Below are 23641 nucleotides of genomic sequence, written 5' to 3'. Positions count from 1 at the left end.
TTTTTTGGGGGAGACATGAAGCTGGCCAAGCACACCGGACGCCCGTCTGGAGACAAAAAGCGCGAGGTGGTGTCCAGGACGGATGCTTTGGTGTTGATGGTCGGCGCGGCCGTGATCGCCGCCGTCTCAAGCGTCATGTCCGTCATCGGCATCGTGGGCCTCTTTTCCGGGCCCGCCACGCTGACCCTGCCCGTCGAGCCGACCCGGAAAGCTGCAGGCCTGGAGCTTGGCGCGGACGCCAGCTTCTCCGCCGTCGAAGCGACCATCCCTGCCCTTCCCGGCGCCGAAGCCGGGCAGCTGGCGTGGGCGGGCGCGCTGACCCAGGTTGGTGTCCTGGCGGTCCTGGCCTTGCTGTTCCTGCTGGCGTTCCGGCTGCGGGGCGAGGCACTGTTCACCCGTGGGTCGGTATGGATCATCGGCGCCTGCGGGGCAGCCCTTGCCCTTGCCGGCACTGCGGGCCAGGTGCTGGATCAGCTGGCGAGGACCCGGCTGGCTGATGCGATCGGCCTGAACCCCGGGCGGGAGCCCGGCAGCGTCATCTTCGAAGGCAACATCAGCCTCTTGCCCATAGTGGCCGGAATCGCGCTGATCCTCATCGCCGGCGTCTTCCAGTTCGGCGGCCGGCTGCAGAAAGACACCGAGGGCCTTGTCTGATGCCGGCAGAGGAAACCACCGGCATTCACTGCAGGCTTGATGAATTGCTGGAGCAGCGCGGCATGACGCTGACCGAGCTCAGCAAACGGGTGGGCGTCAGCCTGGTGAACCTCTCAGTCCTGAAAAATGACCGCGCCAAGGCCATCAGGTTCTCCACCCTCGCCGCGGTCTGCACCGCGCTGGACTGCGAAGTGGGAGACCTGCTGGTGACGGACCCTGCCAGCTAGGTGTACTGCCCCGGCAGCCCCCGGACCATCCGCAGCTCCGGCACACTCTCCCATTCGGGCGGAAGGTGGCCGCGTCCGCCGTCGAACGTAAAACCCTGGCGGTGGTAGAAGGCCTGCGCCTTCGTGTTGTCCTCGAGCACCCACAGGTATGCCGGAGCGTCACCAAGGGCGGCAGCCAGCAACGCTGTCCCCAGTCCGGTCCCCTGCGCCCTGGCCAGGACGAAAATGGAGTAGAGCTCCAAGGGACACGGCGCATCCTCATGCCGCGGCGGCCCGGCATCGGCAAGGCCCACAATCTCACCGTTGGCGTCTTCGGCAATGATCCGCGGTTGCGGCGCGTCAAGATACGGCCGACGGCGGGCCACGCGTTCCGGGACGGACCGTCGCCGTTCAGCGAAGAAGCCGGGCGACAGCAGGTGCCCGTAGCTTTCCTCATGCGCGGCGGTATGCATCAGCACGACGTTCTCGGCGTCATCCGGCGTGGCCTGGCGCAGCACATAATCCATGGCACCAGCCTAGTCAGTGCCGAAGCAGCGGTCAGCCCGATTATGCCTCGCGCACGTCCTGCACCACTTCGTTTCGCCGCAGGAACCACGGCTTGAAGGGCGGGTCGAAGCGGGCGAAACGGGGTGCCCCCACGGGCGTGAGTCCGGCGAGGCTGAGCGCGGCCTGGAGTCCGTTGTTACGTCGCTCGAAGTTTGCCTCGGAGCCGCGGCCGGAGAATCGCAGTACCGCGGCCAAGGAGCCGGGCACCGCACGAATCTTTACGGTGGGATCGGAGGGGACCGGAGCCGTTTCCGCCGTCAGCCCGGCTGGCAGGACGAAAGCCACCACGAACTCCGCAGATCCGCCGCCTCCGGAGAGCGGGCCGGCCTGGATGACCGGTGCGGTCAACGCAAGCTTTTGGGATTGCCCGGCTTCCTGGACTACGGGCGCGGTCATTGCCAGCTTGGCGCCGCCTGTGTTGTTCCCGCTGATGTAGTTGAAGAGGCGGCGGAAGGCCACGTTCCCGGCCCGGTCGAAGTCCGCTGCCACCGCCACTTCGGCAACGACGTAATCCGGGTAGCGGCGCAGCTCGAAGTGTGGATAGCGGCGGACTGATTCATAAGGCTGCTGCTCGGTCATGGTGGAGCAGAGCCTACGCCGGTCCGGCAGCTCCTGCCAGAGCCGCCCGCGGTCCGGGCCGACCACCTTTACTTAGGCGAGGGGGCATCCGTGCCCCGCTGCGAGCGCCCCTTGAGGTAGGCGCCCACCATCAGCAGGACGAAGATGACGCCGAGGCCCGCGAAGATACAGGTCAGGACGGTGCCCACGCCACGGACCCAGACGCCGTCGCTCTCGTAGCCCGGAACGATGGCCCTGCCGGGATCTTGCTCGGCGTAAATGACGGTGGTGGCGTCACCCACTATGGGGTACTGGTCGTGGTCCACGGTGGCCCACGTCGCATGGCTGGCACCGTCAGCGGATGTGAACTCCACTTTCATCCTGCGCTCCGAGGCCTTGGTGACGTCATCGAAATGCACAATGGTGCCTGCGGCCTGGACGCCGCTCCGCTCCAGGTCCTTGTCAGCGCCGATCATGAAGCTGCCCAGGCCCATCATGACGGGACCCAGCAGGAGAACCAGCGCAGTCACCGCCAGGTTCAGCTTCCCCTTCCAGGTCAGCCCGGATTTGCGGTTCCTATCAGTTCTGCGCCCAGTCACGCGTCCATTGTGCCAAGGTCCACGCCGCGGGCCGGACGTTAGCGGAACCACACCCAAAAAGGTTGCCGCCAGCAACGAAAAGGAGGATGATAGTTAGCAGAACTAATTAGCAGTGCTAATCAAATCATGAGCCGACCGCTCCAGGAGGCGCACCCGCCCATATGGCCCCCACCGAAACCAAGACCAAAGAAACAACGCAGATCACCCCGGACACCCTCGCCATCGACCTCCGCACCGCCGTGATGCGCACCTCGCGCCGGCTCCGCGTCGAGGCCACCGGTGAGGTCATCACCCCCGGCCAGTACACCGTCCTCGCTGTCCTGCACGGCGACGGCGCCCGAACCCTCCGTGAACTCGCCGACCGCGAGCATGTGCAGGCCCCGTCCATGACCCGCATCGTCAACGCCCTCGCTGAGCAGGGCTTCGTCACCAGGACCCAGCATCCCGACGACGGCCGGCAGGTCCGGATCGACATCACCGATGCCGGCAGGGACGTCCTCGCCGAGGCTAGGGATCAGCGCACCGCCTGGCTGGCACAGCGCGTGGCCGGCCTGAGCGCGGAAGACCGTGACATCCTCAGCCGCGCCGCACGCATCATGCAGGAAATGAGCGGCAAATGAGCCAGATGTTTCGCGCCCTCGAGAACCGCAACTACCGGATCTGGGCCGGCGGTGCCCTGGTCTCCAACGTGGGCACCTGGATGCAGCGCATCGCCCAGGACTGGCTGGTACTCACCGTCCTGACCAACCATGACGGCGCCGCCGTCGGCATCACCACCGGCCTGCAATTCCTGCCGATGCTGCTGCTGGGCCCTTACGGCGGAGTCCTGGCAGACCGCTACCGCAAACGCGTCATCCTGCTGTGGACCCAGCTGGCCATGGGCTTCACCGGCCTGGCCATCGGCCTGCTGGTGGTCACCGGCACCGCCCAGCTGTGGCATGCCTACGTCGCCGCCTTGTGCCTGGGCATTGCCAGCGCCATTGACGCCCCGGCGCGGCAGTCCTTTGTCTCGGAACTGGTGGGCCAGGACAACATCTCCAATGCCGTGGCCCTGAACTCGGCATCCTTCAACACTGCCCGCCTCACGGGCCCGGCCGTCGCCGGCGTCCTGATCGCCTGGGTGGGCACCGGGCCGGTGTTCCTGCTCAACGCCGCCAGCTACGCCGCAGTGATCTGGTCCCTGTTCCTGATCCGCACCTCCGAGCTTGTGCCCACCGTGCGGGCAGAGCGCGGCAAACACCAGGTGACGGAGGGCATGCGGTACGTGAAGCAGCGGCCGGACCTCGTCCTGATCATGGTCCTGGTGGGCATCCTCGGAGCCTTCGGCATGAATTTCCCCATCACGAACGCCCTCATGGCCACCACCGAATTCCACGCCGGGCCGGGCGAGTTCGGCCTGCTGGGCTCCATCATGGCCGTTGGCACCCTGGCCGGCGCACTGCTGGCCGCCCGGCGCGCGCGGCCGCGACTGCGGTTCCTGCTGGGCGGCGCCCTTGGCTTGGGGATCTTCACGCTGGTAGCCAGCGTGGCGCCGTCGTTCTGGCTGTATACCGCAGTGCTGATTCCGGTGGGCCTGGCATCCATCACGTTCCTGAACAGCTGCAACACCAGCATCCAGCTGTCCGTGGAGCCGCAGTTCCGCGGCCGGGTACTTGCCCTCTACCTGGCCATCCTGCAGGGCGGCACAGCCGTGGGATCGCCGCTGATCGGGTGGGTGGGCAGCGAATTCGGCGCCCGCTGGTCCGTGGCGGTGGGTGGCCTGGTGGTCCTGCTGACCGGGCTGGCCGCCGTGATTGTGGTCAGCCGCCGGAGCAAGCTCAGCCTCCGCAGGGCGGTCCGTATCGCGTTCAGCGGCAAGCGCGAAGCCGCCGCCTGACCTGCCGGCCCCGCTGGGGCACTCCCCCGGAACACAACCGGCCCGAAGCCGCATAACCGGCGCTCCCCACCACCGGTTATGCGGCTGGGGGCCGGTTAGGGGTTGCCCCGCCGGCCACGGCATCCCGGAGGGCCGTGGCATACTGCAGCCATGCCTGCAGTCTCTTCCCTGACGCCCGACGACGCCATCAACCAGCCCGCCCGCGAACAGTTCGAGGCCTTCCTGGACCAGCACCGGGCCATGTTGGAAGCGTGCCTGGATGGCCTCACGGAGGAGCAGGCCCGCCGGCCCCTGGTGCCGTCCAGGACCACGTTGCTGGGCCTGGTAAAACACGCAACTTTCGTCGAAAAAGTCTGGTTCGACGAAGCCGTCACCGGGCGGTCCCGTGCCGAGATCGGCATTCAGGCCACCCCTGACGAATCCTTCATCCTCGGCAGGGAGGACACCATCGCCAGTATCCGGAATGCCTACCGCCAGGCATGCGGGGCATCCCGGCAGGCGGCATCCGGCCTTGATCTTGATGATGTGGTCCGGGGCAACCGCCGTGGCCCGTTGCCCCTGCGCTGGGTGTACCTGCACATGATCCGGGAGGTCGCACAGCACTGCGGCCACGCGGACATCCTCCGGGAGCAGATCCTCAACGGCTGACCAAGAGGGCGCACGGCCGGAAGGGGCGCACGACGGCGGCTCCGGCCTTCGCCTGCCCGGCACCCGGGGCGGGGGTGCTGCAGAAGGCGGCGGCCGGCGTCGTCCGTTTCCGTGTGGTGAGCCGCTGGCTACACCGGCATCGACGAGATGTTGAGGATGTTGCCCTCGCTGTCAAGGAACCAGGCCCCCTGGCCCATGCCTTCCATGGTGGCGATGCCGTTCTCGGTCTTGAGCCCGGGCATGTCGTAGTCCTCGAAGACCACGCCGCGGCCGCGCAGTTCCTCCACTTCCTTCTCCACGTCCGTCACTCCCCAACCCATCTGGGTGTTCTTCGCCGTGCCGGCATTGTCCGTCTGGTAGAGCAGGAATGCGGTGCCGTTGCCGCACTGGTAGATGAGGTTGTCCCCTTCGATGGTCTGGCTGGGCTCGAGTCCCAGCTTGTCGCGGTAGAACTCCCGTGCCCGGTCGATGTCCTTGGCGGGCAGTACTGCCATGACCTGCGAATCCTTGAGCATGACAAATCTCCTTGGTGCAATCTTGCGATGGCGGTGCTCTCCCCCTTTAACGGTCCGAGAGGTCCCTGCCGGAGATCTGGCGGGCCGCGTGACCGCCCGCTGCGCCGACACCGGGGCTGCCACCTGGGACTCTCCGGCGCCCGGCCATCACAGGTCGAATTGGCGGCGAGGGTCCCCGAAGCCTATGAGGCCATTATGGAACTGCTTTGGCCAGAGCGAAATAGGGGAATATCGCGTGGGGCGGGTGCCATGGAACGTCCGACGGCGGCACGCGGTTAGCCGGGCCACGGAACGTCCGAGGGTGGTCGGCCGCGTTACTTCCGGGCCGCGGCGATGGCGCGGCGCACGGCGGTCCCGGCCACGGCAACCAGCGGCACGAGGCAGGCGAGCAGGGCGAGGGTGTTGGGCCGGAAGACCGTCCGGCCGTTCGCGGTGGTGTAGACGCCCACCGGCATCACCATGCCTCCACCGCCACCGCCGGACGCGCCGTCGCCGGGCTCGCTGCCGCCACCGAAACCGAAGGACACCAGCGCCACGGGCACGATCTCCTGGCCTCCCACGTTCACCGGCGTGCCGTAAGCCTTGGTGACTCCCACATTCTTGAACGTGTCCACGAGGGACGCAAAAGTATCAGTCATGGAGCCAGCGTAAACGCCTGGGCCACGCGGCGGTAAGGGCTTTCGGCAGCGCGGCTTTTCCCTGACGGACACCAGTTCGTTGACACTGCCGCATTTGTCATGACAAAGTTCAACTGTACTTCGTTAGAGCGCTCTAACCACCTCATCGGCCCCAAGGACCCTCATGAAGATCTCCATGAACTCGACCGTGGCGTTCCACGGCACCACCCTGCGGGACATCGCCGTGGCTAAGGCTGCAGGGTTCGACGCCGTTGAACTCCAAACGCCGAAGCTGTTCCGCTTCCTGGACGCCGGCTTCACGGCCCACGATCTTGTGCCGGCACTGGACGGGTTCGCGGTCTCCGGGGTGGGCGCCATCCAGGAGGCGCCCCACGATGAGTTCACCCGCGATGCCACCCGGCTCGCGGAAGTGGCCCAGGTAGTGGGCGCGCCCTATGTTCAGATGTGCACCGGACCGGTGGACGTCCGTGTGGTCAAGGACTTCCGGGCCGGCACCCTGAACCCGACGGACCTGCGGTTCCGCGGCGCCCTGGGGCTCAGCGGCAAGGACGCCCTTGCCGAAACGGCCAAGCGCGTGGCCCTCGCAGCTGACATCGCCGCGGACCACGGGGTGGGCCTGTACCTGGAACCGCTGGCATGGTCCCCCGTGAACCGGGTCAGCCAGGCCCTGCAGATCATTGAGTCCATCCAGCGGCCCAACGTAAAGATGTGCGTGGACTTCTGGCACTTCTGGGCCGCCGGTGACACCCCGGAGGATGTGGCGGCGCTGCCCGGCGACCTGATCGCGGCCGTCCACGTCTGCGACGGCCTCCACGTTCCAGCCGGCGAAGTCCCGGATCAGTCCATCTCGCGGAACGTCTGGACGGGGGCCGGAGAGATCCCGCTGCAGGAATGGGTGGACGCGTGCAAGGCCACCGGCTTTGACGGCTGGTACTGCCCGGAAATCTTTTGTGGCAAGGTTGCCGAACTCGACGACCACCTGGTGGCGACCACGCTGCGCAACACCGTCCAGATGCTGCTCAGCTGAACTGGTTGGGCTGTGAAGGTGCCGTACCTGCCAACCCGGCACCGCCGTCGTCGCCAAAACCGGCCCTCGCCCGCATAACCGGTGCCGGGCAGCACCGGTTATGCGGTTCAGGGCCGGTCATGCGGTTCAGCTCAGGGCCGGATCTCAGCCAGCCGGCGCCGGACGATCTCTTCCACCACGCTGTCCGGCAGGGGATGCTCCGCGGTGAACCGGATAGTCCCTTTGGACAGCGAGTAGCCGTCCAGCCTCCCCGCCACAGCCTCCACGATGGCAGGCGAGAACGGAAAAATGGACAGGTGCTTGGCGGCGGCCACCACTCCCACCAGGGGTTTGCCATCGAGCTTGAGTGCGGGCATGCCGTAGCTCACGCCTTCGGTGGCCTCCGGCGCTACGGACCGGGCCACCGCCACGACGTGCCGGAGGCAGCTCCGCCCAGGCTCGGGCAGGTCAGCGAGCGCGTCGTCAACGGTGCCCACGGGTGGCCTCAGCTGCTCTTCTTTGCCGCCACGGCCGAAGCCAGCGAGGTGAGGCCGCGTTCGAAGTCCGAGCCCACCATCTTGTCCATGTTGACGAACAGGGCAAAGATCTTCGCGGCGCCCTTGTTTTCGCCGGTCATCTTCCACGTGACTTCGGTGCCGCCGGGGACGGGCGTGAACGTGAAAGTGGTGGGGTTCAGGGCCTTGAACGGCTTGGTGAACTGGAGGCGGATGCCGATGGAACTGGACGGCGCCGACTCGACGATCTCCATGGTTCCGCTTCCGGCCTTCCGGTTGCCGCTCCACTCATACCCCGCTCCGGCACCCGACCCCGGGCCGTAGTAGCGGCGGCTCATGCCGGGATCCACCTTCTCCCACGGGGACCAGGCGCCCCACTCGCGGAAGCTGTTGACCAGGGGAAAGATATCTTCCGGGGCGGCAGGGATGACCGCGCTGCGGTGGACCTCATACGTAGACATGGACCCAGCATAGGAGTCCGGAAGCAGCCCTGAACAGGCCGCCACGGCGCCACTGCGGTTAGCCGCAGCGGCGGCCCCATCAACGTACTGTCTTGCCGCCCGGGGAGGGCTGCCGTGACCACCCTTCGGACGCGCTGCCGAAGCCGTCATCTTGTCGATTCCGGGACCCCGGATCCTGTAAATTTAAGGGAGGAATTGTCCGGCCAGCGAGCCGCTTTCCAACCTCTCCCCTTGAATGGATCCACTCCCCCATGTCCTCCGCGACTTCCGTGCCCGCCCCTGCCCGATTTCCCTACGCCGCCCTCCTGGTCCTGGCAACCATTGCCTTCACCGCCATCACCACAGAACTCCTCCCCTCGGGCCTGCTGCCACAGATCAGCGCCGGCCTGAAAATCACCGAACCCGTGGCCGGATACCTCGCCGCAGCCTATGCCGCCGTCATCGTGGTCACCGTGGTGCCGGTGGCCCGGCTGCTGGCACGGATCCCCCGGCACACCCTGCTGGTGGGGCTGGTCCTGACGTTCGCGGCCAGCAACGCCTGGGTGGGGCTTTCCCCGGATTTCACCACAGCGATGATCGCCCGGATGGTGGGCGGGCTGGCGCACGGTCTGCTCTGGACCACCATGGCGCCGTTCGTGACCCGGGTGGTTCCGGCGAACCAGGTGGGCAAGGCGCTGGCCATCGTATTCAGCGGCAACAGCCTGGGCCTGGCCATCGGCGCACCGGTGGGTACGGCCCTGGGCGGGCTGCTCGGCTGGCGGGCCGCGTTCCTGGTCCTTGCCGGATTTGGGATGCTCCTCACTGTCCTGGCGTTCTTCCTGCTGCCCCGCATTCAGCGGATTTCCAATACCGCCCGGCCGTCCATCCGGCGCGCCATTGCCGAACCCGGCGTCAAGGCGGTGGCCACGGCGTGGCCCCTCCTGGTCCTGGCCCACTTCGCGCTGTTCACCTACATCGCCCCGTTCATCCGTGAAGCCGCGCTGCCGGAATACGCCACCAGCCTGGCGCTGACCGTGCTCGGCGCCTCGGGGCTGCTGGGCATCTGGGTTGCGGGACTCACCGTGGATTCGCGGCCCCGGCGTTCGCTGATGATCACGACGGCGGCCATCGCCGTCTCGATGGCGCTGCTGCCCTTGGCGGTGGGCAACGTTCCGCTGGCCCTGGTCCTGATGACGGTCTGGGGTGCCGGTCTGGGGGCCATCGGCATCTACAACCAGTCCGCCATCCTTCGCGCCGGCGGCGAGTACAGCGAAGCGGCCAACGGCCTCACGGTGCTGACCATCCAGCTGGGCATCACCGTGGGCGCCCTGTATGGTTCCGGCGCGCTGGTAGTGGGCGGTCCCATGCTGGTGCCCGTGGCCGCCGCGCTGCCGGTGCTGGCCGCCCTGGTGATCACCATCGCGGGCAAGAAGCACGCCTATCCGCCGGGACCCCGGGAACGCATCTGGCTGGAGCCGCGCCCGGTCCGGCCGGTCACCCCATGCGCGGCCGGCGGCTCCCAGAACACCACTCCGGAGGCAGCGACCGACAAGGTGGAGGATCCCGCCTAACCCACCATCGATTGCTCCGTAAACGCCGTTATGGGGGCTCTAAACGGCATTTACGGAGAAAATGGATGTCAGTCGCGGTACTTGGCCACCGTGAACAGGAACGCCGAGTCCTCCTCTGCCTCCAGGCTGTGCAGGCCCGGCGGGACGATCAGCAGGTCGCCCGCCTTGCCCTGCCAGGAATCCGCGCCTGCCACCAGACGAACGCAGCCACGGATCACAAACACCGTGGCGTCCCCGGGGTTCTGGTGTTCGCTGAGCCGGGTACCTGCTTTCAGCGCCATCACGGACTGGCGAAGGGTCTTTTCGTGCCCTCCGTAGACCGTGTCCGCGGCGCGGCCGTTGGGAGATGCGAGTGCCGCTTCGAGCTGCTGGCGGGCCAGCGCTTCCACCGATATCTTCTGCATGCGCCAAGGCTACCCAGTGACCGTCAACCTGGCGACAAGTTCCCCGCGGCTGTTCACCCCCACTTTGTCGAAGATCGACTTCAGGTGATCGTGGACCGTGTGCGGTGAGATGAACAGGTGCCGGGCTACGTCCGCGCCCGCGCTGCCGGCCAGAAGTTCCAGGCAAACTTCCTGTTCCCGCGGGGTGAGCCCGTACGCGGACAGGAGCAGTGCCAGCAGCTGGCGGGAGGTGGCCGGCTCCACGGTGACCACCATCTGTTGGGGATCATCGCCGGTGATGAGACGGCTGGCCTGCAGGATCACCCAGCCGGAATCGACGTCGCGCATCCTTGTCCTTGCTGTCCCGGTGGGCGATGCCTTCGCCTGCGCCACCAGGGCATAAAGCACCATGCTGAACTGGCCCGGCGCTGCTTCCTCCAGCGCCTGAAGCCACGTAGTTGCTGCCGGGGTGGCGGCACGCAACTCGCCGCGCTCGCCGGCGAGGACGATCACGGGCCCGTCCGGCTGGTGCCACAGCCGGTGGTGCGAGCGGGCAGCAATGCGGGTTGCGGCCGCGAGCGCAGCCGTGACTGCCGCAAGGAACTCCACCTCCCTGTCGCTGAAATCCCCGGAACCTTCCCGGAACAGGCTGCCGACGCCCCAGCACGACTGGTCCACACGGAACGCCCCGCGCAACTCGTGGACCAGGCCCAGCGGACGGAGCAACTCGTTGATCCGGATGCTCCCTGCCACCTCGCTGCGGGGCGCGTCCGAGATCCGCGCCACCGGATGCGGCCTGAGCATGAGCTGCGCGAACGAGTTCGGTTCGCTTCCTTGGTATTCGGACTGAGCGAATTTGGCCGCGTACTCGTCGGTGACAGGCCACGGCCGCCAGTTGGTCACAGCGTTCATCACCATCGTTTCGGGGTCGACGCCGGCCCAGCAGGCTTGGTCGAACGGCACCGCTTTGTGCACCAGCACCAGGGCGGCGGTGTAGAGGGCGGCCAGGTCCAGTCCGTCCGTGGCCAGCGTGGCGATGTCCCGCCTGGCACGCTCAGCGCGCTCCTCCCACATACGTCCAGTATCCGGCCCGCCGGTGCAGCACGGAATCCCCCAATCCGGGGATAGCTCAAGGCTCCCGGGCGGGCCTACCCTTCCGGCATGAACATCATTTCCCAGGTCTTCGCGGTGCTGGCGGTGGTCATCTACGTGGGGGTCTTTCCGGTGGAGAGCTTCCTGCTCCGGCGCAGCCGGTGGGCGCAGAAGTTCCTGAGCACCCCGCCGGAAAACGTGCCGGCCTTGATGATGTGGGCCATCCCCACCGGGTACAAGAACCTGGTGATTGCCCTCGGCGTGATGGCCGGGCTGGTGGCGGTGAACATCGGCGAACCGGTGGTGGGCTACACCCTGGTGGTGTACTGCTGCCTCAACATGGCGCTCACCGCCCCCACGATGCTTTTGGCCGACCTCCAGGGCCACTACCCCAAACGCTGGGACAGCGTCCCGGGTACCCTCGCCGCCACGGTCCCGGCTCTGCTGGCGCTGGCCTTCCTGCCGTTTGGCCCGTAACTGGACCGCTTCGGCTGTACGTTCCTGCCCAGTTACTGCCTCCGGACCCGGACCCGGTACGCAGCAGCCCCTGCTACGGCGCGGATCTGGCCGCCCGGGCCGGCATCGGCGGACGTGTAACCGGGGAGGAACGCACAAGGTTGCCGGAATTGTTGGAGCAAACCCCTTGATAGGTGACTATATGGTCACCTATCATCGTGTGTATGGACGACGTGTTCAAAGCACTCTCCGACCCCACCCGCAGGGACCTGCTTGATGAGCTGTTCCGCGAGGACGGCCAGAGCCTCAGTGCGCTTGAGGCGAGGTTCAGCATGACCCGGTTCGGGATCGCCAAGCACCTCCGCATCCTTGAGGACGCAGGCCTGGTGGCCACCCGTCGTCGGGGGCGGGAAAAGCTGCACTTCCTGAACCCTGTTCCCATCCGCCTGGTCCACGACCGCTGGGTCAGCAAATACGCAGAACCATGGGCCGCTGCCCTCAGCGACCTCAAATCCAGATTGGAAAGTCCCATGGAAAAAATCTTCGAGATCTACATCAAGACCACCCCGGAGAAGCTCTGGGAAGCCATTACCGACAGCGATATCCGCAGCAAATACCAGTTCGGCAACACCCTGGAATCCGATTGGACGCCCGGCGGCCGCTTCGAAATGGGCAACCCCAAGGCAGGCCAGATCCTCGGCGAGGGCGAAAACCTGGAGGTCGATCCCCCGCACCGGCTGGTGCAGACCATGCGGGCGCTGTGGGGCGAGGACGTCAAGGCCGAGGGGACCTCCAAGGTCACCTGGGAGATCGAGCCGGTGGGCGATTCATGCCACCTCACCGTCACGCACAGCGACCTCCGCGAAGGCGCCAACGACCAACTCTACGGCGGCTGGCCAATGATCCTTTCCGGCCTGAAGACCTGGCTGGAGACCGGCGAGCAACTCACCACTCCGGGCTCGCTCATGTACACCTGACCAACCGCATCACGCACGACGGCGGCACCTGGCTTGGGTGCCGCTTGGTGCCACCACCGACGAAAGGGCACACCGTGGCGGACGCTGAGGGCACGGGATTCCAAGACCACGGCCTCCCGCTGACGGCCTTGGCCGTCGCCGCGGGGCGGGCTGTTGAATCGTCCCGGCCGGACCCTCTGGTGGTGGATCCGTTCGCGGCGGAGCTGGTGCGGGCCGCCAAATCGCACGTGGAGATGCCAACCCAGTGGCCCGCCAGCCCGGAGGACGCACCTCCCCTGCAGCAGCCATTGCTCCTGGCATCCATCTACATCGGCCTGCGCACCAGGTTCATCGACGACTTCCTCCGGGACGGCGCCACGGCGCAGACGGTGATCCTGGGTGCGGGCCTGGACACCCGGGCATTCCGGCTGGAGTGGCCGGCGGGCTCCCGGATCTTCGAGATAGACAGCGCCAGCGTCCTGGACTTCAAGGACAGCGTCCTGACCGGGCTCGGCGCCACACCCGGTACGGACCGCACCATCCTCGACGCCGACCTCTCGCAACCGTGGCGGCGCAGTCTTATGGCCGCCGGATTCGACCCCGCAGGGTCCACCACCTGGATCCTGGAAGGCCTCCTGCCCTACCTCGACGCCGCGGGCCAACAATCGGTGCTGGACGAAGTGGCAGCACTCTCGTCCCCGGGTTCGCGGGCCGTCATTGAGCGCGCCGTGCCCCTGCCGAAGACCGACGATCTTGACGCACAACTGCAGGAGTTCAGCCTCAAGACGGGACTGCCGATGAGCGAGCTGCTGGCCCGCGCGGATCCCCCGGACCCCGTGTCCGTCCTGGAAGCCAGCGGCTGGCGCTGCGCCCGGCACTCGGTGCCGGACCTGTGCGCCTCCTACGGGCGGGTCATCTCGCTGACCGACGCCCCGGCTCCGCCCCTTTCAGGCAACGCGCCCGACGCCGGTGCGGAGCCGCCGTCGTCCGCTGAAGGCCAGTCCCGCGGCGGATTCGCGACAGCCTGGCTGTAGCGGCACCACCCCCTTGACCCCATTATTCCGACCACGGAAGGCGGCCCGGCTTTGAGCCTTGCCCACCCCGAAAGCCCATCAGAGCAATGGTGGCAGTCCGCCGTCATCTACCAGGTGTACCCGCGCTCCTTCGCAGACGGGAACGGCGACGGCGTGGGCGACCTCACCGGGCTGCTCCACCGACTGCCGTACATCGCCACGCTAGGCGTAGACGGGATCTGGCTGACCCCGTTCCAGCCGTCGCCCCAGGTGGACCAGGGGTACGACGTCAGCGACTACTGCGGCGTGGACCCCCTGTTCGGCACCATGGCGGACTTCGACGCCCTGCTGGAGCAGGCCCACGGGCTGGGCCTGCGGGTCCTCCTCGACGTCGTCCCCAACCACTGCTCCTCCGCCCACCCGCTGTTCCAGCAAGCCCTCGCGTCCGGGCCGGGAAGCCCGGAGCGGGAGATGTTCCACTTCGTCGAAGGACGCAGCTCCTCCCTTGGAACAGTCAGCGACCTGCCGCCCAACAACTGGCAGAGCGTCTTCGGCGGCCGGGCCTGGTCCCGGGCCAACCCGGGCTCGGAAACCGACACCGAGTGGTACCTGCACCTGTTCTCAGCCGGCCAGCCGGACTGGAACTGGCGCAACCCCGCTGTGGGCGACTACTTCGAAAATGTCCTGCGCTTCTGGTTCGACAAGGGCGTGGACGGCCTCCGGATCGACGTCGCCCACGGGCTCTTCAAGGCCGACGGCCTGCCGGACGCCCCGTCCGCCGAAGCGGTGGTGGACGGGCTGCGCGCCAACCCGCTGGTCTCAGACCAGGAGGACGTGCACGAGGTGTACCGGCGGTGGCGGCGGCTGGCGGAGAAGTACCAGCCGCACCGCCTGCTGGTGGGCGAGGTAAACCTCGAGCCTGCCCGCGCCGCCCGTTACACGCGCAGCGACGAAATGCACCAGGCGTTCGCCTTCGCCTTCGTGAAGCTGGGCTGGGACCCGGAATCGTGGGCGGCCGCGGGCAACGAACTCGAGGAAGCCCGGAAACTGCACGGCGCGGCCCCCACCTGGGCCCTCGAAAACCACGACATCGTCCGCTCCGCCACCCGCTTCGGCGCCGGAGAGGTGGGCGGACGCCGTGCCCGGGCCGCGCTGGTGGCGTTGCTCGGTTTGCCCGGTTCGGCCTACCTCTACCAAGGCCAGGAGCTCGGGCTCCCAGAGGTGGACGTCCCCGTCGAAGCCCGCGTGGACCCGATGTGGGCCCGCGGCGGGATCACCCGCGACGGCACCCGCGTCCCGCTCCCCTGGACCGAGGGCCTGGCGCGGAGCCACGGCTTCTCGCTGCCGTCCCGGGATCCGGCGCCTCCCGCCATTCCCTGGCTTCCCGTCCCGGACGGTTGGGGCAGCCACGCCATCGAGCTGCAGCAGCGGGACCCGGACTCCATGCTCGCGCTGGCCACCCGGGCGATCGCCATGCGCCGCCAGTTGTGGGATGACGGCACCTTCACCGCGCACGACGGCGGCACCTGGCACGTGCAGGACGGGAACCTTCTGCTCTGCGAGCGCAGCCCCGGCTTCCTTGTGGCCGTCGCTATGGGGAGCAGCCCGGTGAAGCTGCCCGCCGGCGTCGTACTCTTCAGCGCTTTCCCGCTGGAGAAGGAGGGCTGGCTGCAGCCGGACAACGCGGTGTGGCTCCGCCGCAGCTGACGGCGCCGCACCTGGGCCTGCAGGGAACCCCTACCGGTTGAGGCTCCGCTCCAGGAACGCCAGGGTGCGCTGCCAGGAGTCTGTGGCGGCATCGGCGTTGTACCGGATGGGGGTGCTGTCGTTGAAGAAGGCGTGGCCAGTGCCCGGATACACCACGGCGTCGAAGTCCACTCCGGCACCGAACATTCTGGCCTTCACCAGCGGCAGTTTGTCCACCAGGGCATGGTCTTCCTCGCCGTAGAAAGCCAGGACGGGGCACGTGATCCGGCCGAGTTCCTCCTCGCTGAAGTCGCATGTGCCGTAAAAGGGTACGGCGGCCCGCAGCCGGGGTTCCCTGGTGGCCAGGGTGAAGCTGTAGGTACCGCCGAAGCAGAACCCTGCCACCGCTACCCGTCCTGCCAGCACCGGGATGCCTTCCAGATGGTCGAAGCAGGCGCGGAGGGCAGCTACGGCCTTCTCCGCAAACTCCGGCGAGTGCAGCGGCGAGGTGATCTCGCGGAGCCTCGGCTGGACCTTGCTGCGCTGCTCCGGATCGGGATCGGAGAGCCCCTCCAGCACCTCAGCCGCAACGTCGGGCGTCATGCCAATATCGGTCAGGAGGTCCGGCGCCAGCACCAGGTAGCCCTCGGCGGCGAACCTGTCCGCCACGTCTTTGATGTGGTCCACCATGCCCCAGATTTCGGAGATCAGCAGCAGCCCGCCTTTTGGTTTGTCCCGGAGACGGCCGGTGGGCGGTTCGCTGACGTAGGCCTGGACGGAGGTTTCGGCGTTGCCGACGGTCATCAGGTGTCCCATCAGGACAGGCTATGCGCTCCGCTGCCGCCAGAACAGGCTCACGCCGAAGGTGGCGGCACACAGCACCAGCATGGCCACCACCATCCGGGCCCAGCTGTCCTGGTGCACCCCTCCCGAGGCGAAGACGCCGATCATCACCGTGGCGGTAATCGCGCCCACGTACCGGCAGGTCTGGTAGATGCCAGCCGCCACACCCCGGTCCTGCGGCCGGGTGGAAACGAACATGCCCTGGTTGGTGGCGATACTGACGGTGCCGTACGGGATGCCCATCAACGCGGTCATCACCACCACCAGCGGGATGGCCAGCGTTCCGGTCAGCAGCCACATCAGGGCAGCCGCCACGGTCAGGAGCACGACGCCGGCCAGCAGCACCCGCCGCACACCAAACCGTCCCATGGCCTTCACGGCCCATGGGGTGGCCACCACGGACATGGCAGCCAGCGGGAGCATCAGCAGGCCCACCACGCCGGGATCGTACTCGCCGGATTCCTGCAGCAGCTGGGGCAGGCCAAAGAAGACGAAGTAGTAGACGCTGCTGAACACTGCGAACGCCAGGTACACCAGCAGCAGCGGCCTGTTGCGGCCCAACAGCCGCAGGTCCAGGAACGGCCGGGCAAACCGCAGTTCCCGCCACGCAAAGATGGCAGCAATGCCGGTTCCGGCCGCCAGCATCCACCAGCGGTAGCCGGGGGCCACGTTCAGGGCGGCCATCATCACCAGCAGCAAAGCGCCCACGAACGCCAGGATGCCGGGGATGTCCGAGTCGCGCAGGAGCTCGGACAGGCTGCCGCGTTCCCGGGCCTCGTCCGGCGGAGCGGCCTGTCTCACGATCAGCAGTGCCGCCAAGGCGAAGGGCACGTTGATCAGGAACAGCGCCTCCCAGCCCACCAGGCTCACCAGCAGGCCGCCGATCACGGGACCTACGGCGGCTGCGGACGTGTTCGCCATTTGCAGCCGGCCCAGCGGGCGGGCGGACTCCACCTTCGCGCGGTGCGCGATGGCCCCCACCATCACCACCGCGCTGGGATAGGCGGTGGCCGTTCCCAACGCCATCACGGCCCGGGCCACGCACAGCAACGCGAAGTTGGGGGCCAGCGGAGCCAGCGCACAGGTGAGGGCCACCAGTGCCATGCCCAGCATAAACATCCGGCGCGGGCCGAATCTGTCCGCCAGCCTGCCCATGACCGGCTGGCCGGCGGCGGAAGCGAGGTAGAAGGACGTCACCACCCAGGTGACGGCCGCGACGTCCAGTCCGAAGTCGGCCCGGAGCACCACCAGCGCCACGGCGATCATGGAGGAGTTGAGGGGGTTCAGTGCCGTGCCCAGGCTGAGCCCGGCGACGGCCAGGCCAGTCCGGGGGTTGTTGCTCACGGTAACAGTCTGCTGCACAGGGTGGCGCCCGCGCGATTCGCGGCACTCCCGGCACGCAAAAGCGTCCCCGACGCGCATGTTCGACGGCGCCCCGCAGATACAAGGTGCGTCATCGAATCAGCGCGTCTGGGACGGCAGTGTGCATCGAAGACAGGTGAGCGGACCCTCAGCCCCTGGTACGGGCCGCGAGCGCGTTGTCCAAGAACTCCAGGTGGGCCGGGGTGATGGCAACCGCGTTGCCAACATATTCGGGGTGCTTGCCGATGAACTTCTTGATGAACGGGCACACCGGAACGATGCCGATCCCGGCTTCGGCCGTTTCATCCAGCGCCACCGCGGCGAGCTTGCCGGCAAGGCCCTGCCCGCCGTACTCCTCGTTGATCACCGTGTGGTAGAAAATCCGCTGCGGCGAGGCGTCGCCGTCGTACTCCTTGTACACGGCCTTGCCGATGACGTGGCCGGCCACGAGGATTTCGAAGCGTTCGCGCTCGGGGTTATGACGGACGGTGATGTCGCTCAAGGGAAATCTCCTTCATTGCAGTTCAAGACCTGTGAAGCGTAACCCGCCACCGCCGGGCCTTATTTCCACAGACGGCGGGCGGCCGGCCCGGAAGCCNGCCGCCCGCCGTCGGGAAACTCCCTCCTAGCTGAGGTAGCCGTTCGGGTTCAGCACGTACTTGGTGGCGGCACCGGCGTCGAACTCGGCGTAGCCCTTCGGCGCGTCCTCCAGGGCAATCGCTTTGGCGTTGACGTTCTTGGCGATGTGGACCTTGTCATGCAGGATCGCCATCATCAGCCCGCGGTTGTACTTCATCACCGGACACTGGCCGGTGGTGAAGCTCAGCGATTTGGCCCAGCCCGTGCCGAGGCTCAGGCTCAGCGCACCCTTCTTGGCGGCCTCGTCGATGCCGCCCGGATCCCCTGTGACGTAGAGCCCGGGAATGCCCAGGGCGCCGCCGGCTGAGGTGATCTCCATCAGGGAGTTCAGAACCGTGGCCGGCGCCTCCGAGGCGTTGCTGCCGTGCCCGCGCGCCTCGAAGCCCACGGCGTCCACGCCGCAGTCCACCTCCGGGACACCCAGGATCTGTTCGATCTGCTCGGCCGGGCCGCCCTTGCTCAGGTCCACCGTCTCGCAGCCGAAGCTCTTGGCCTGGGCCAGGCGGTCGGCGTTCATGTCGCCCACAATTACGACGGCGGCACCCAGCAGGTGCGCGCTGGTTGCCGCTGCGAGGCCAACAGGCCCGGCACCCGCCACATACACCGTGGAACCGACGCCCACGCCGGCGGTCACGGCTCCGTGGAATCCCGTGGGGAAGATGTCCGAAAGCATGGTCAGGTCCAGCATCTTCTCCAGGGCCTGGTCCCGGTCCGGGAATTTGAGCAGGTTCCAGTCCGCGTACGGCACCAGGACGTAATTGGCCTGGCCGCCCACCCAGCCGCCCATATCCACGTAGCCGTAGGCACTGCCGGGGCGGTCCGGGTTCACATTCAGGCAAATGCCGGTCTTCCGCTCCTTGCAGTTCCGGCACCGCCCGCAGGCGATGTTGAACGGCACCGAGCAGATATCGCCCACCTTGATGAACTCCACGTCGCGGCCCACCTCCACCACTTCACCGGTGATTTCGTGGCCCAGCACCAGGTCCGGCGGTGCTGTGGTGCGGCCGCGCACCATGTGCTGGTCCGAGCCGCAGATATTGGTGGCCACGGTCTTGAGGATCACCCCGTGGTTGACCGCACGTCCCACGTTGGCCGGGTTGACGCCCGGGCCGTCCTTCAGTTCGAAGGTGGGATAGTCAACATCGATTACCTCGACCTTGCCGGGTTCCTTGTAGGCAACGGCTTTGTTCCCTGTCATCTGTTCTCCTGTTGTCAGGCCTGCCGGGTACGGCGGCCGTGATGGTTGGATAGGTGATGCAACCCCGCAGGCGGGGACCCGGCCCGACCGAAAATCGTGCGCTTCCCGGCGTGCCGTCCGTCTCCGGAACGTTCGTGCCGGGACGTTCTTTTCTTGCCGGAAGCGCCAGTCGCTGCGGGTTCCTGGGTGGGGGTCCGCCCAGTCTAGGCAGGCCCGCCGGACTGGTCTAGGGGTATGGACCCCATGTTTGGGACGGCACACTTCTGGGGACGTGCCTGTGGGGCGTACGCTGCACCCAAAGGCTTTTGCGCCCCGTCATGGCGGGCGCGGAGCACGTTCTACCGCTGAGGAGAACCGAATGAAGACCCGTACCATCGGAACATTGAGCGTCTCTGCCCTGGGACTTGGCTGCATGGGCATGAGCGAGTTCTACGGCGAAGGTGACGAGCAGGAGTCTCTTGCCACCATCCACGAATTCCTGGACGCCGGCGGCACCCTGCTGGACACCGCGGACATGTACGGCCCCTTCACCAACGAACGCCTGGTGGGCCGGGCCGTGGGCGGCCGGCGAGACGACGTGGTGATTGCCACCAAGTTCGGCAACGAACGCCGCGAGGACGGCTCATGGGTTGGCATCAACGGCCACCCGGACTACGTACGGCGTGCCTGCGATGCCAGCCTGGAGCGGCTGGGAGTGGACCACATCGACCTCTACTACCAGCACCGCGTGGACAAGACGGTGCCCATCGAGGAAACCGTGGGCGCCATGGCGGAGCTGGTGCAGGCCGGCAAGGTACGCCACCTGGGCCTGTCCGAAGCCTCCTCGGACACCATCCGCAAGGCCCACGCCGTACACCCGATCACGGCCCTGCAGACCGAGTATTCCCTGTGGGAACGCGAGCCGGAAACCAAGGTGTTCCCGGTCCTCGAGGAGCTGGGGATTGGTTTCGTCCCCTACAGCCCGCTGGGCCGCGGCTTCCTGACGGGGCAGATCCGCAGCGAGGAGGATTTCGCTGCGGACGATTTCCGCAGGCACTCCCCGCGGTTCCAGGGCGAAAACTTCACCAGGAACCTTGAGCTGGTGGACAGCGTCCGGGAACTCGCCACCGGCAAACAGTGCACCCCCGGGCAGCTGGCCCTCGCCTGGCTGCTCGCCCAGGGTGAGCACATCGTGCCGATTCCCGGAACGAAGAAACGCGGGCGGCTGCGTGAGAACCTGGGCGCGGTGGACGTCGAACTCAGCCGGGAGGACCTCGACCTCCTGGACCGGCTGGCACCGGCAGGAGCCGCGGCGGGCGCCCGCTACCCCAACATGTCCACCATCGATAACTGACGCAAGGAGAACCATGGCAGTCAACGACGACGAAGCGCAGGTCCTGGACCAGTGGAGCCACCGGCTGGCACAGGCACTGCAGATCCTCGACCTCAAGGTAGACCAGGAGCTGCTCCTGGACCTGGCCCGGAAATCGGCGGATTCGGTGATCCATGCCGCTGCACCGGTCACCACATTCATGGTGGGCTACGCCGCCGGGCTGCACGCCGGGACCGGCAGCGCGGGAAACAAGGACGCCGCGGCGGCCGCCGTGGATAAGGCTGCGAAGGTGGCGTTCCAGCTGTGCGAGGACGGGCACGACGGCGGCCCGGCCAGCAAAGGCTGGGCCGACACCGCCCAGTAGGCACGTAACCGGCCCTGGCCCGCACAACCGGCATTGGCTTGTACCGTGTGTGCGGGCCAGGGCCGCCGATGCGGGGCAGGGCCGGTCACGCCCGCCACCTGTCATCCCCCGGCGGTGGGTTCCTCTTCCAGCACGGCCGCCCGCTCAAGGCGAACAATCACGGCCTTTGATGCCGGCGTCTGGCTGCCCTCTGCCACGCTGTCCAGCGGCACCAGGACGTTGGCCTCCGGGTAGTAGGCGGCCGCGCAGCCCCTGGCGGACGGGTAGGAGACAATCCGGTAGTTCCGGAGCACCCGCTGCACGTTGTCCGCGTAAACGCCGTGGATGTCCACGCGCTGGCCGTCCTCGAAGCCCAGCTCGGCAAGGTCCACCGGGTTCACGAACACCACCTCGCGGCCCTTTTTGATCCCCCGGTAGCGGTCGTTGTTGCCGTAGATGGTGGTGTTGAACTGGTCGTGCGAGCGCATGCTCTGCAGGATCAGCGTGCCCTCGGGCCGGTCCACGTGTTCGAGTTCGTTGACCGTGAGCATGGCTTTGCCGGTGGGGGTGTGGAAGGTCCGGGAATCGCGCGGCCCGTTGGGCAGGATGAAGCCGCCGTCCTGCCGGATCTTGCGGTTGTAGTCCTCACAGCCGTTCACCACATGGGAGATGTGGTCCCGGATGAGGTCGTAGTTTTTCTCGAACCCGGCCCAGTCCGCCGAACTCCGGTCCGGCACCACGGCGGCGGCCAGGCGGCAGATGATGGCCACCTCGGACAGCAGGCCCTGCGCTACTGGTTCCACGGTGCCGTGGGAGGCGTGCACCGCGCAGACCGTATCCTCCACCGAGACAAACTGCGGCCCGCTTTCCTGCCGGTCGATTTCGGTCCGGCCCATAGTGGGCAGGATCAGTGCCTCGGCACCGGTGACCGCATGGGAGTGGTTGAGCTTGGTGGAGATCTGGACCGACAGCTCGGTGTTTTCCATGGCTTCCTCGGCCACGGCGGTGTCCGAAATGGCTCCCACGAAGTTGCCGCCGAGGCCCACGAAAACCTTGATCCCGCCGTCGCGCATTCCGCGGACGGTCTGGACGGCGTCCAGGCCGTGGTCCCGCGGCGGCTCGAACGCGAACTCCTGGCCCAGCGCGTCCAGGAACGCGGGCGGCATCTGCTCCCAGATGCCCATGGTGCGGTCGCCCTGGACGTTGCTGTGGCCGCGGATGGGGGAAGCTCCGGCGCCCGGTTTTCCGATGTTGCCGCGCAGCAGGAGCAGGTTGATGATCTCCTTGATGGTGGCCACGCCCTTCTTCTGCTGCGTGACGCCCATGGCCCAGGTGATGATGACGCGGTCCGCTGCGAGGTAGCGGGCGGCGAGTTCGTCGATCTCCTCGGGGCGCAGGCCGGTGGCCGCCAGAACGGCAGCCTCATCGAGCTGCGCCAGGTGCGCCCGGAGCTCCTCGAGCCCTTCGCAGTGCTCCTCAAGGAAGGCGTGGTCCAGGACCGTGCCCGGGTTGGCGGCCTCGGCGTCGAGCACCCGCTTGGACACCGCCTGCAGCAGCGCCATGTCCCCGCCGATCCGTACCTGCAGGAACTGGTCCGCCAGATCCGTGCCGTGGCCGATGATGCCCTTCACCTTTTGCGGGTTCTTGTAGCGCATCAGCCCGGCTTCGGGCAGCGGATTGACGGCCACGATCTTGCAGCCGGCTTCCTTGGCTTCCTCCAGCGCGGTGAGCATGCGCGGGTGGTTGGTGCCCGGGTTCTGGCCCATGATGATGATCAGGTCGGCTTTTTCGAAGTCGTTGTAGGAGACCGTTGCCTTGCCCACGCCGATGGTCTGGCCCATGCCCCACCCGGAGGACTCGTGGCACATGTTGGAACAGTCGGGGAGGTTGTTGGTTCCGTAAGCCCTGATGAAGAGCTGGTAGAGGAACGCGGCCTCGTTGGAGGTGCGGCCGCTGGTGTAGAAGGTGGCCTGGTTGGGATCGGGCAGGGACTTCAGCTTGTCCGCCAGGATCCCCACCGCCTGTTCCCAACTGACCGGACGGTAATGGTCCTCCCCCGCCGGCTTGTACACCGGTTCGGTCAGGCGGCCCTGCATTCCCAGCCAGTACTCGGACCGCTGCCGCAGCTCGCTGACAGGGTGTTCGGCCCAGAAGTCGCTGCCGACCACCACGGGGGTCGCTTCCCAGGTGACGGCCTTGGCCCCGTTCTCACAGAATTCGAACATCTTACGGTGGCCCGGGTCCGGCCAGGCGCAGCTCATGCAGTCGAACCCGTCCTTCTGGTTCAGCGCCAGCAGCGTCTTCCGGGACCGTTCAACACCCATGTGCTCAAGCGCCGGCTTCATCGAGTGGTACACACCCGGAACACCGGCGGCCCATGCCTTGGGATGTCCGGTGACTTCAAGCTGGGATTCGTCTGGCTCTTCAACCTTGGGATTCTCGCGCACCACGTTGGGTTCTCCTTGCGTCCTCGCCGTCCGGGCCACCACCGGCTGCTTCGGCGGTCTCCGCTCTTTCCACATTTGTTCAGCCATCCGCTGAAGTCAAGGGATGTACGACGGCGGC

At 67.2% G+C, this 23641-nt stretch carries 27 protein-coding genes; 13 read left to right on the top strand and 14 right to left on the bottom strand.

Translation table 11 applies throughout. The features are described 5' to 3' along the window. Window positions 1-15 precede the first annotated feature (15 nt). Window positions 16-654 (top strand): hypothetical protein, encoded by a 639-nt coding sequence (locus ACHL_RS05220; protein ID WP_015936253.1) that lies wholly within the window; start codon window positions 16-18, stop codon window positions 652-654. Further along, entirely contained in the window at window positions 654-881 is a 228-nt protein-coding gene (locus ACHL_RS05215) for a helix-turn-helix domain-containing protein (protein ID WP_015936252.1), read from the top strand. The genes ACHL_RS05220 and ACHL_RS05215 overlap by 1 nt, the downstream gene beginning before the upstream one ends. Here ACHL_RS05215 and ACHL_RS05210 read toward each other — a convergent pair. The 3 genes from ACHL_RS05210 to ACHL_RS05200 all read right to left on the bottom strand — a co-directional run bounded on the left by ACHL_RS05210 (window position 878) and on the right by ACHL_RS05200 (window position 2584). Next, window positions 878-1387, bottom strand: a complete 510-nt coding sequence (locus tag ACHL_RS05210; RefSeq protein ID WP_015936251.1) for a GNAT family N-acetyltransferase — start codon at window positions 1385-1387, stop codon at window positions 878-880. The genes ACHL_RS05215 and ACHL_RS05210 overlap by 4 nt on opposite strands. A 40-nt stretch (window positions 1388-1427) precedes the next feature. Continuing rightward, window positions 1428-2006, bottom strand: a complete 579-nt coding sequence (locus ACHL_RS05205) for an SOUL family heme-binding protein (RefSeq protein WP_015936250.1) — start codon at window positions 2004-2006, stop codon at window positions 1428-1430. Between the two features lie 68 nt (window positions 2007-2074). Further along, complete coding sequence (locus ACHL_RS05200) at window positions 2075-2584, bottom strand: DUF3592 domain-containing protein (protein WP_015936249.1); 510 nt, start codon at window positions 2582-2584, stop codon at window positions 2075-2077. A 161-nt stretch (window positions 2585-2745) separates the two neighbouring features. Between ACHL_RS05200 and ACHL_RS05195 the strand changes: the two genes are divergently transcribed. The 3 genes from ACHL_RS05195 (at window position 2746) to ACHL_RS05185 (ending at window position 5108) form a co-directional block, all read left to right on the top strand. Next, the gene (locus ACHL_RS05195) at window positions 2746-3204 is read left to right on the top strand and encodes a MarR family winged helix-turn-helix transcriptional regulator (RefSeq protein WP_015936248.1); all 459 of its coding nucleotides are present in this window, start codon (window positions 2746-2748) and stop codon (window positions 3202-3204) included. Beyond that, on the top strand, window positions 3201-4460 hold the full coding sequence (locus ACHL_RS05190) for an MFS transporter (protein WP_015936247.1): 1260 nt from the start codon (window positions 3201-3203) through the stop codon (window positions 4458-4460). Before ACHL_RS05195 ends, ACHL_RS05190 begins: the two co-directional genes overlap by 4 nt. Window positions 4461-4610: 150 nt before the next feature. Next, window positions 4611-5108, top strand: a complete 498-nt coding sequence (locus ACHL_RS05185) for a DinB family protein (RefSeq protein ID WP_015936246.1) — start codon at window positions 4611-4613, stop codon at window positions 5106-5108. A gap of 128 nt (window positions 5109-5236) precedes the next feature. Here the strand turns inward: ACHL_RS05185 and ACHL_RS05180 are convergent, their stop codons facing one another. Beyond that, window positions 5237-5623, bottom strand: a complete 387-nt coding sequence (locus tag ACHL_RS05180; protein WP_015936245.1) for a VOC family protein — start codon at window positions 5621-5623, stop codon at window positions 5237-5239. A gap of 314 nt (window positions 5624-5937) precedes the next feature. Beyond that, window positions 5938-6261, bottom strand: coding sequence for a hypothetical protein (locus ACHL_RS05175; RefSeq protein WP_015936244.1), 324 nt, complete (start codon window positions 6259-6261; stop codon window positions 5938-5940). A gap of 163 nt (window positions 6262-6424) precedes the next feature. On the opposite strand from ACHL_RS05175, the gene ACHL_RS05170 reads away from it, so the two are divergent. Next, entirely contained in the window at window positions 6425-7288 is an 864-nt protein-coding gene (locus ACHL_RS05170) for a sugar phosphate isomerase/epimerase family protein (protein ID WP_015936243.1), read from the top strand. A gap of 131 nt (window positions 7289-7419) precedes the next feature. On the opposite strand, the gene ACHL_RS05165 is transcribed toward ACHL_RS05170, so the two are convergent. After that, window positions 7420-7764 (bottom strand): iron chaperone, encoded by a 345-nt coding sequence (locus tag ACHL_RS05165; RefSeq protein ID WP_015936242.1) that lies wholly within the window; start codon window positions 7762-7764, stop codon window positions 7420-7422. Window positions 7765-7772: 8 nt separating this feature from the next. Beyond that, the gene (locus ACHL_RS05160) at window positions 7773-8243 is read right to left on the bottom strand and encodes an SRPBCC family protein (protein ID WP_043793783.1); all 471 of its coding nucleotides are present in this window, start codon (window positions 8241-8243) and stop codon (window positions 7773-7775) included. 251 nt (window positions 8244-8494) lie between these two features. Between ACHL_RS05160 and ACHL_RS05155 the strand changes: the two genes are divergently transcribed. Further along, window positions 8495-9793: an MFS transporter gene (locus ACHL_RS05155; RefSeq protein ID WP_015936240.1), complete on the top strand. Its 1299-nt coding sequence runs from the start codon at window positions 8495-8497 to the stop codon at window positions 9791-9793. 68 nt (window positions 9794-9861) lie between these two features. On the opposite strand, the gene ACHL_RS05150 is transcribed toward ACHL_RS05155, so the two are convergent. Together ACHL_RS05150 and ACHL_RS05145 are read right to left on the bottom strand one after the other, a co-directional pair. After that, the gene (locus tag ACHL_RS05150) at window positions 9862-10197 is read right to left on the bottom strand and encodes a cupin domain-containing protein (RefSeq protein WP_015936239.1); all 336 of its coding nucleotides are present in this window, start codon (window positions 10195-10197) and stop codon (window positions 9862-9864) included. A gap of 9 nt (window positions 10198-10206) precedes the next feature. After that, window positions 10207-11250, bottom strand: a complete 1044-nt coding sequence (locus tag ACHL_RS05145) for a helix-turn-helix transcriptional regulator (RefSeq protein WP_015936238.1) — start codon at window positions 11248-11250, stop codon at window positions 10207-10209. 87 nt (window positions 11251-11337) lie between these two features. On the opposite strand from ACHL_RS05145, the gene ACHL_RS05140 reads away from it, so the two are divergent. The 4 genes from ACHL_RS05140 to ACHL_RS05125 all read left to right on the top strand — a co-directional run bounded on the left by ACHL_RS05140 (window position 11338) and on the right by ACHL_RS05125 (window position 15400). Then, window positions 11338-11745 (top strand): DUF1304 family protein, encoded by a 408-nt coding sequence (locus ACHL_RS05140; RefSeq protein WP_015936237.1) that lies wholly within the window; start codon window positions 11338-11340, stop codon window positions 11743-11745. Between the two features lie 203 nt (window positions 11746-11948). After that, the gene (locus ACHL_RS05135) at window positions 11949-12701 is read left to right on the top strand and encodes an ArsR/SmtB family transcription factor (protein ID WP_015936236.1); all 753 of its coding nucleotides are present in this window, start codon (window positions 11949-11951) and stop codon (window positions 12699-12701) included. 74 nt (window positions 12702-12775) lie between these two features. Further along, a complete protein-coding gene (locus ACHL_RS05130; protein WP_015936235.1) occupies window positions 12776-13714 on the top strand; it encodes an SAM-dependent methyltransferase in 939 nt (312 codons plus the stop codon). Window positions 13715-13765: 51 nt separating this feature from the next. Continuing rightward, window positions 13766-15400: an alpha-amylase family glycosyl hydrolase gene (locus tag ACHL_RS05125; RefSeq protein ID WP_015936234.1), complete on the top strand. Its 1635-nt coding sequence runs from the start codon at window positions 13766-13768 to the stop codon at window positions 15398-15400. 30 nt (window positions 15401-15430) lie between these two features. Here ACHL_RS05125 and ACHL_RS05120 read toward each other — a convergent pair whose 3' ends face one another. The 4 genes from ACHL_RS05120 to fdhA all read right to left on the bottom strand — a co-directional run bounded on the left by ACHL_RS05120 (window position 15431) and on the right by fdhA (window position 19421). Continuing rightward, window positions 15431-16195 (bottom strand): dienelactone hydrolase family protein, encoded by a 765-nt coding sequence (locus tag ACHL_RS05120; RefSeq protein WP_043793779.1) that lies wholly within the window; start codon window positions 16193-16195, stop codon window positions 15431-15433. 9 nt (window positions 16196-16204) lie between these two features. Further along, window positions 16205-17566, bottom strand: a complete 1362-nt coding sequence (locus ACHL_RS05115; RefSeq protein ID WP_043794475.1) for an MFS transporter — start codon at window positions 17564-17566, stop codon at window positions 16205-16207. A 166-nt stretch (window positions 17567-17732) separates the two neighbouring features. Next, window positions 17733-18086, bottom strand: a complete 354-nt coding sequence (locus ACHL_RS05110) for a GNAT family N-acetyltransferase (RefSeq protein ID WP_015936231.1) — start codon at window positions 18084-18086, stop codon at window positions 17733-17735. 123 nt (window positions 18087-18209) lie between these two features. Continuing rightward, window positions 18210-19421 (bottom strand): formaldehyde dehydrogenase, glutathione-independent, encoded by a 1212-nt coding sequence (gene fdhA, locus ACHL_RS05105; protein ID WP_015936230.1) that lies wholly within the window; start codon window positions 19419-19421, stop codon window positions 18210-18212. A gap of 358 nt (window positions 19422-19779) precedes the next feature. Here fdhA and ACHL_RS05100 point away from each other — a divergent pair, with 358 nt between their 5' ends. Together ACHL_RS05100 and ACHL_RS05095 are read left to right on the top strand one after the other, a co-directional pair. Continuing rightward, the gene (locus ACHL_RS05100) at window positions 19780-20754 is read left to right on the top strand and encodes an aldo/keto reductase (protein WP_015936229.1); all 975 of its coding nucleotides are present in this window, start codon (window positions 19780-19782) and stop codon (window positions 20752-20754) included. Between the two features lie 13 nt (window positions 20755-20767). Next, window positions 20768-21097 (top strand): DUF6457 domain-containing protein, encoded by a 330-nt coding sequence (locus ACHL_RS05095; protein ID WP_015936228.1) that lies wholly within the window; start codon window positions 20768-20770, stop codon window positions 21095-21097. Between the two features lie 101 nt (window positions 21098-21198). Here the strand turns inward: ACHL_RS05095 and ACHL_RS05090 are convergent, their stop codons facing one another. Beyond that, window positions 21199-23526, bottom strand: a complete 2328-nt coding sequence (locus tag ACHL_RS05090) for an FdhF/YdeP family oxidoreductase (protein WP_015936227.1) — start codon at window positions 23524-23526, stop codon at window positions 21199-21201. Window positions 23527-23641 lie beyond the last annotated feature (115 nt).

The sequence above is a fragment of the Pseudarthrobacter chlorophenolicus A6 genome, from assembly GCF_000022025.1.
Taxonomy (GTDB): Bacteria; Actinomycetota; Actinomycetes; order Actinomycetales; family Micrococcaceae; genus Arthrobacter; species Arthrobacter chlorophenolicus.
Note: the sequence above shows the minus strand (reverse complement) of the source record. Positions and strands in the feature narration are given on the sequence as shown.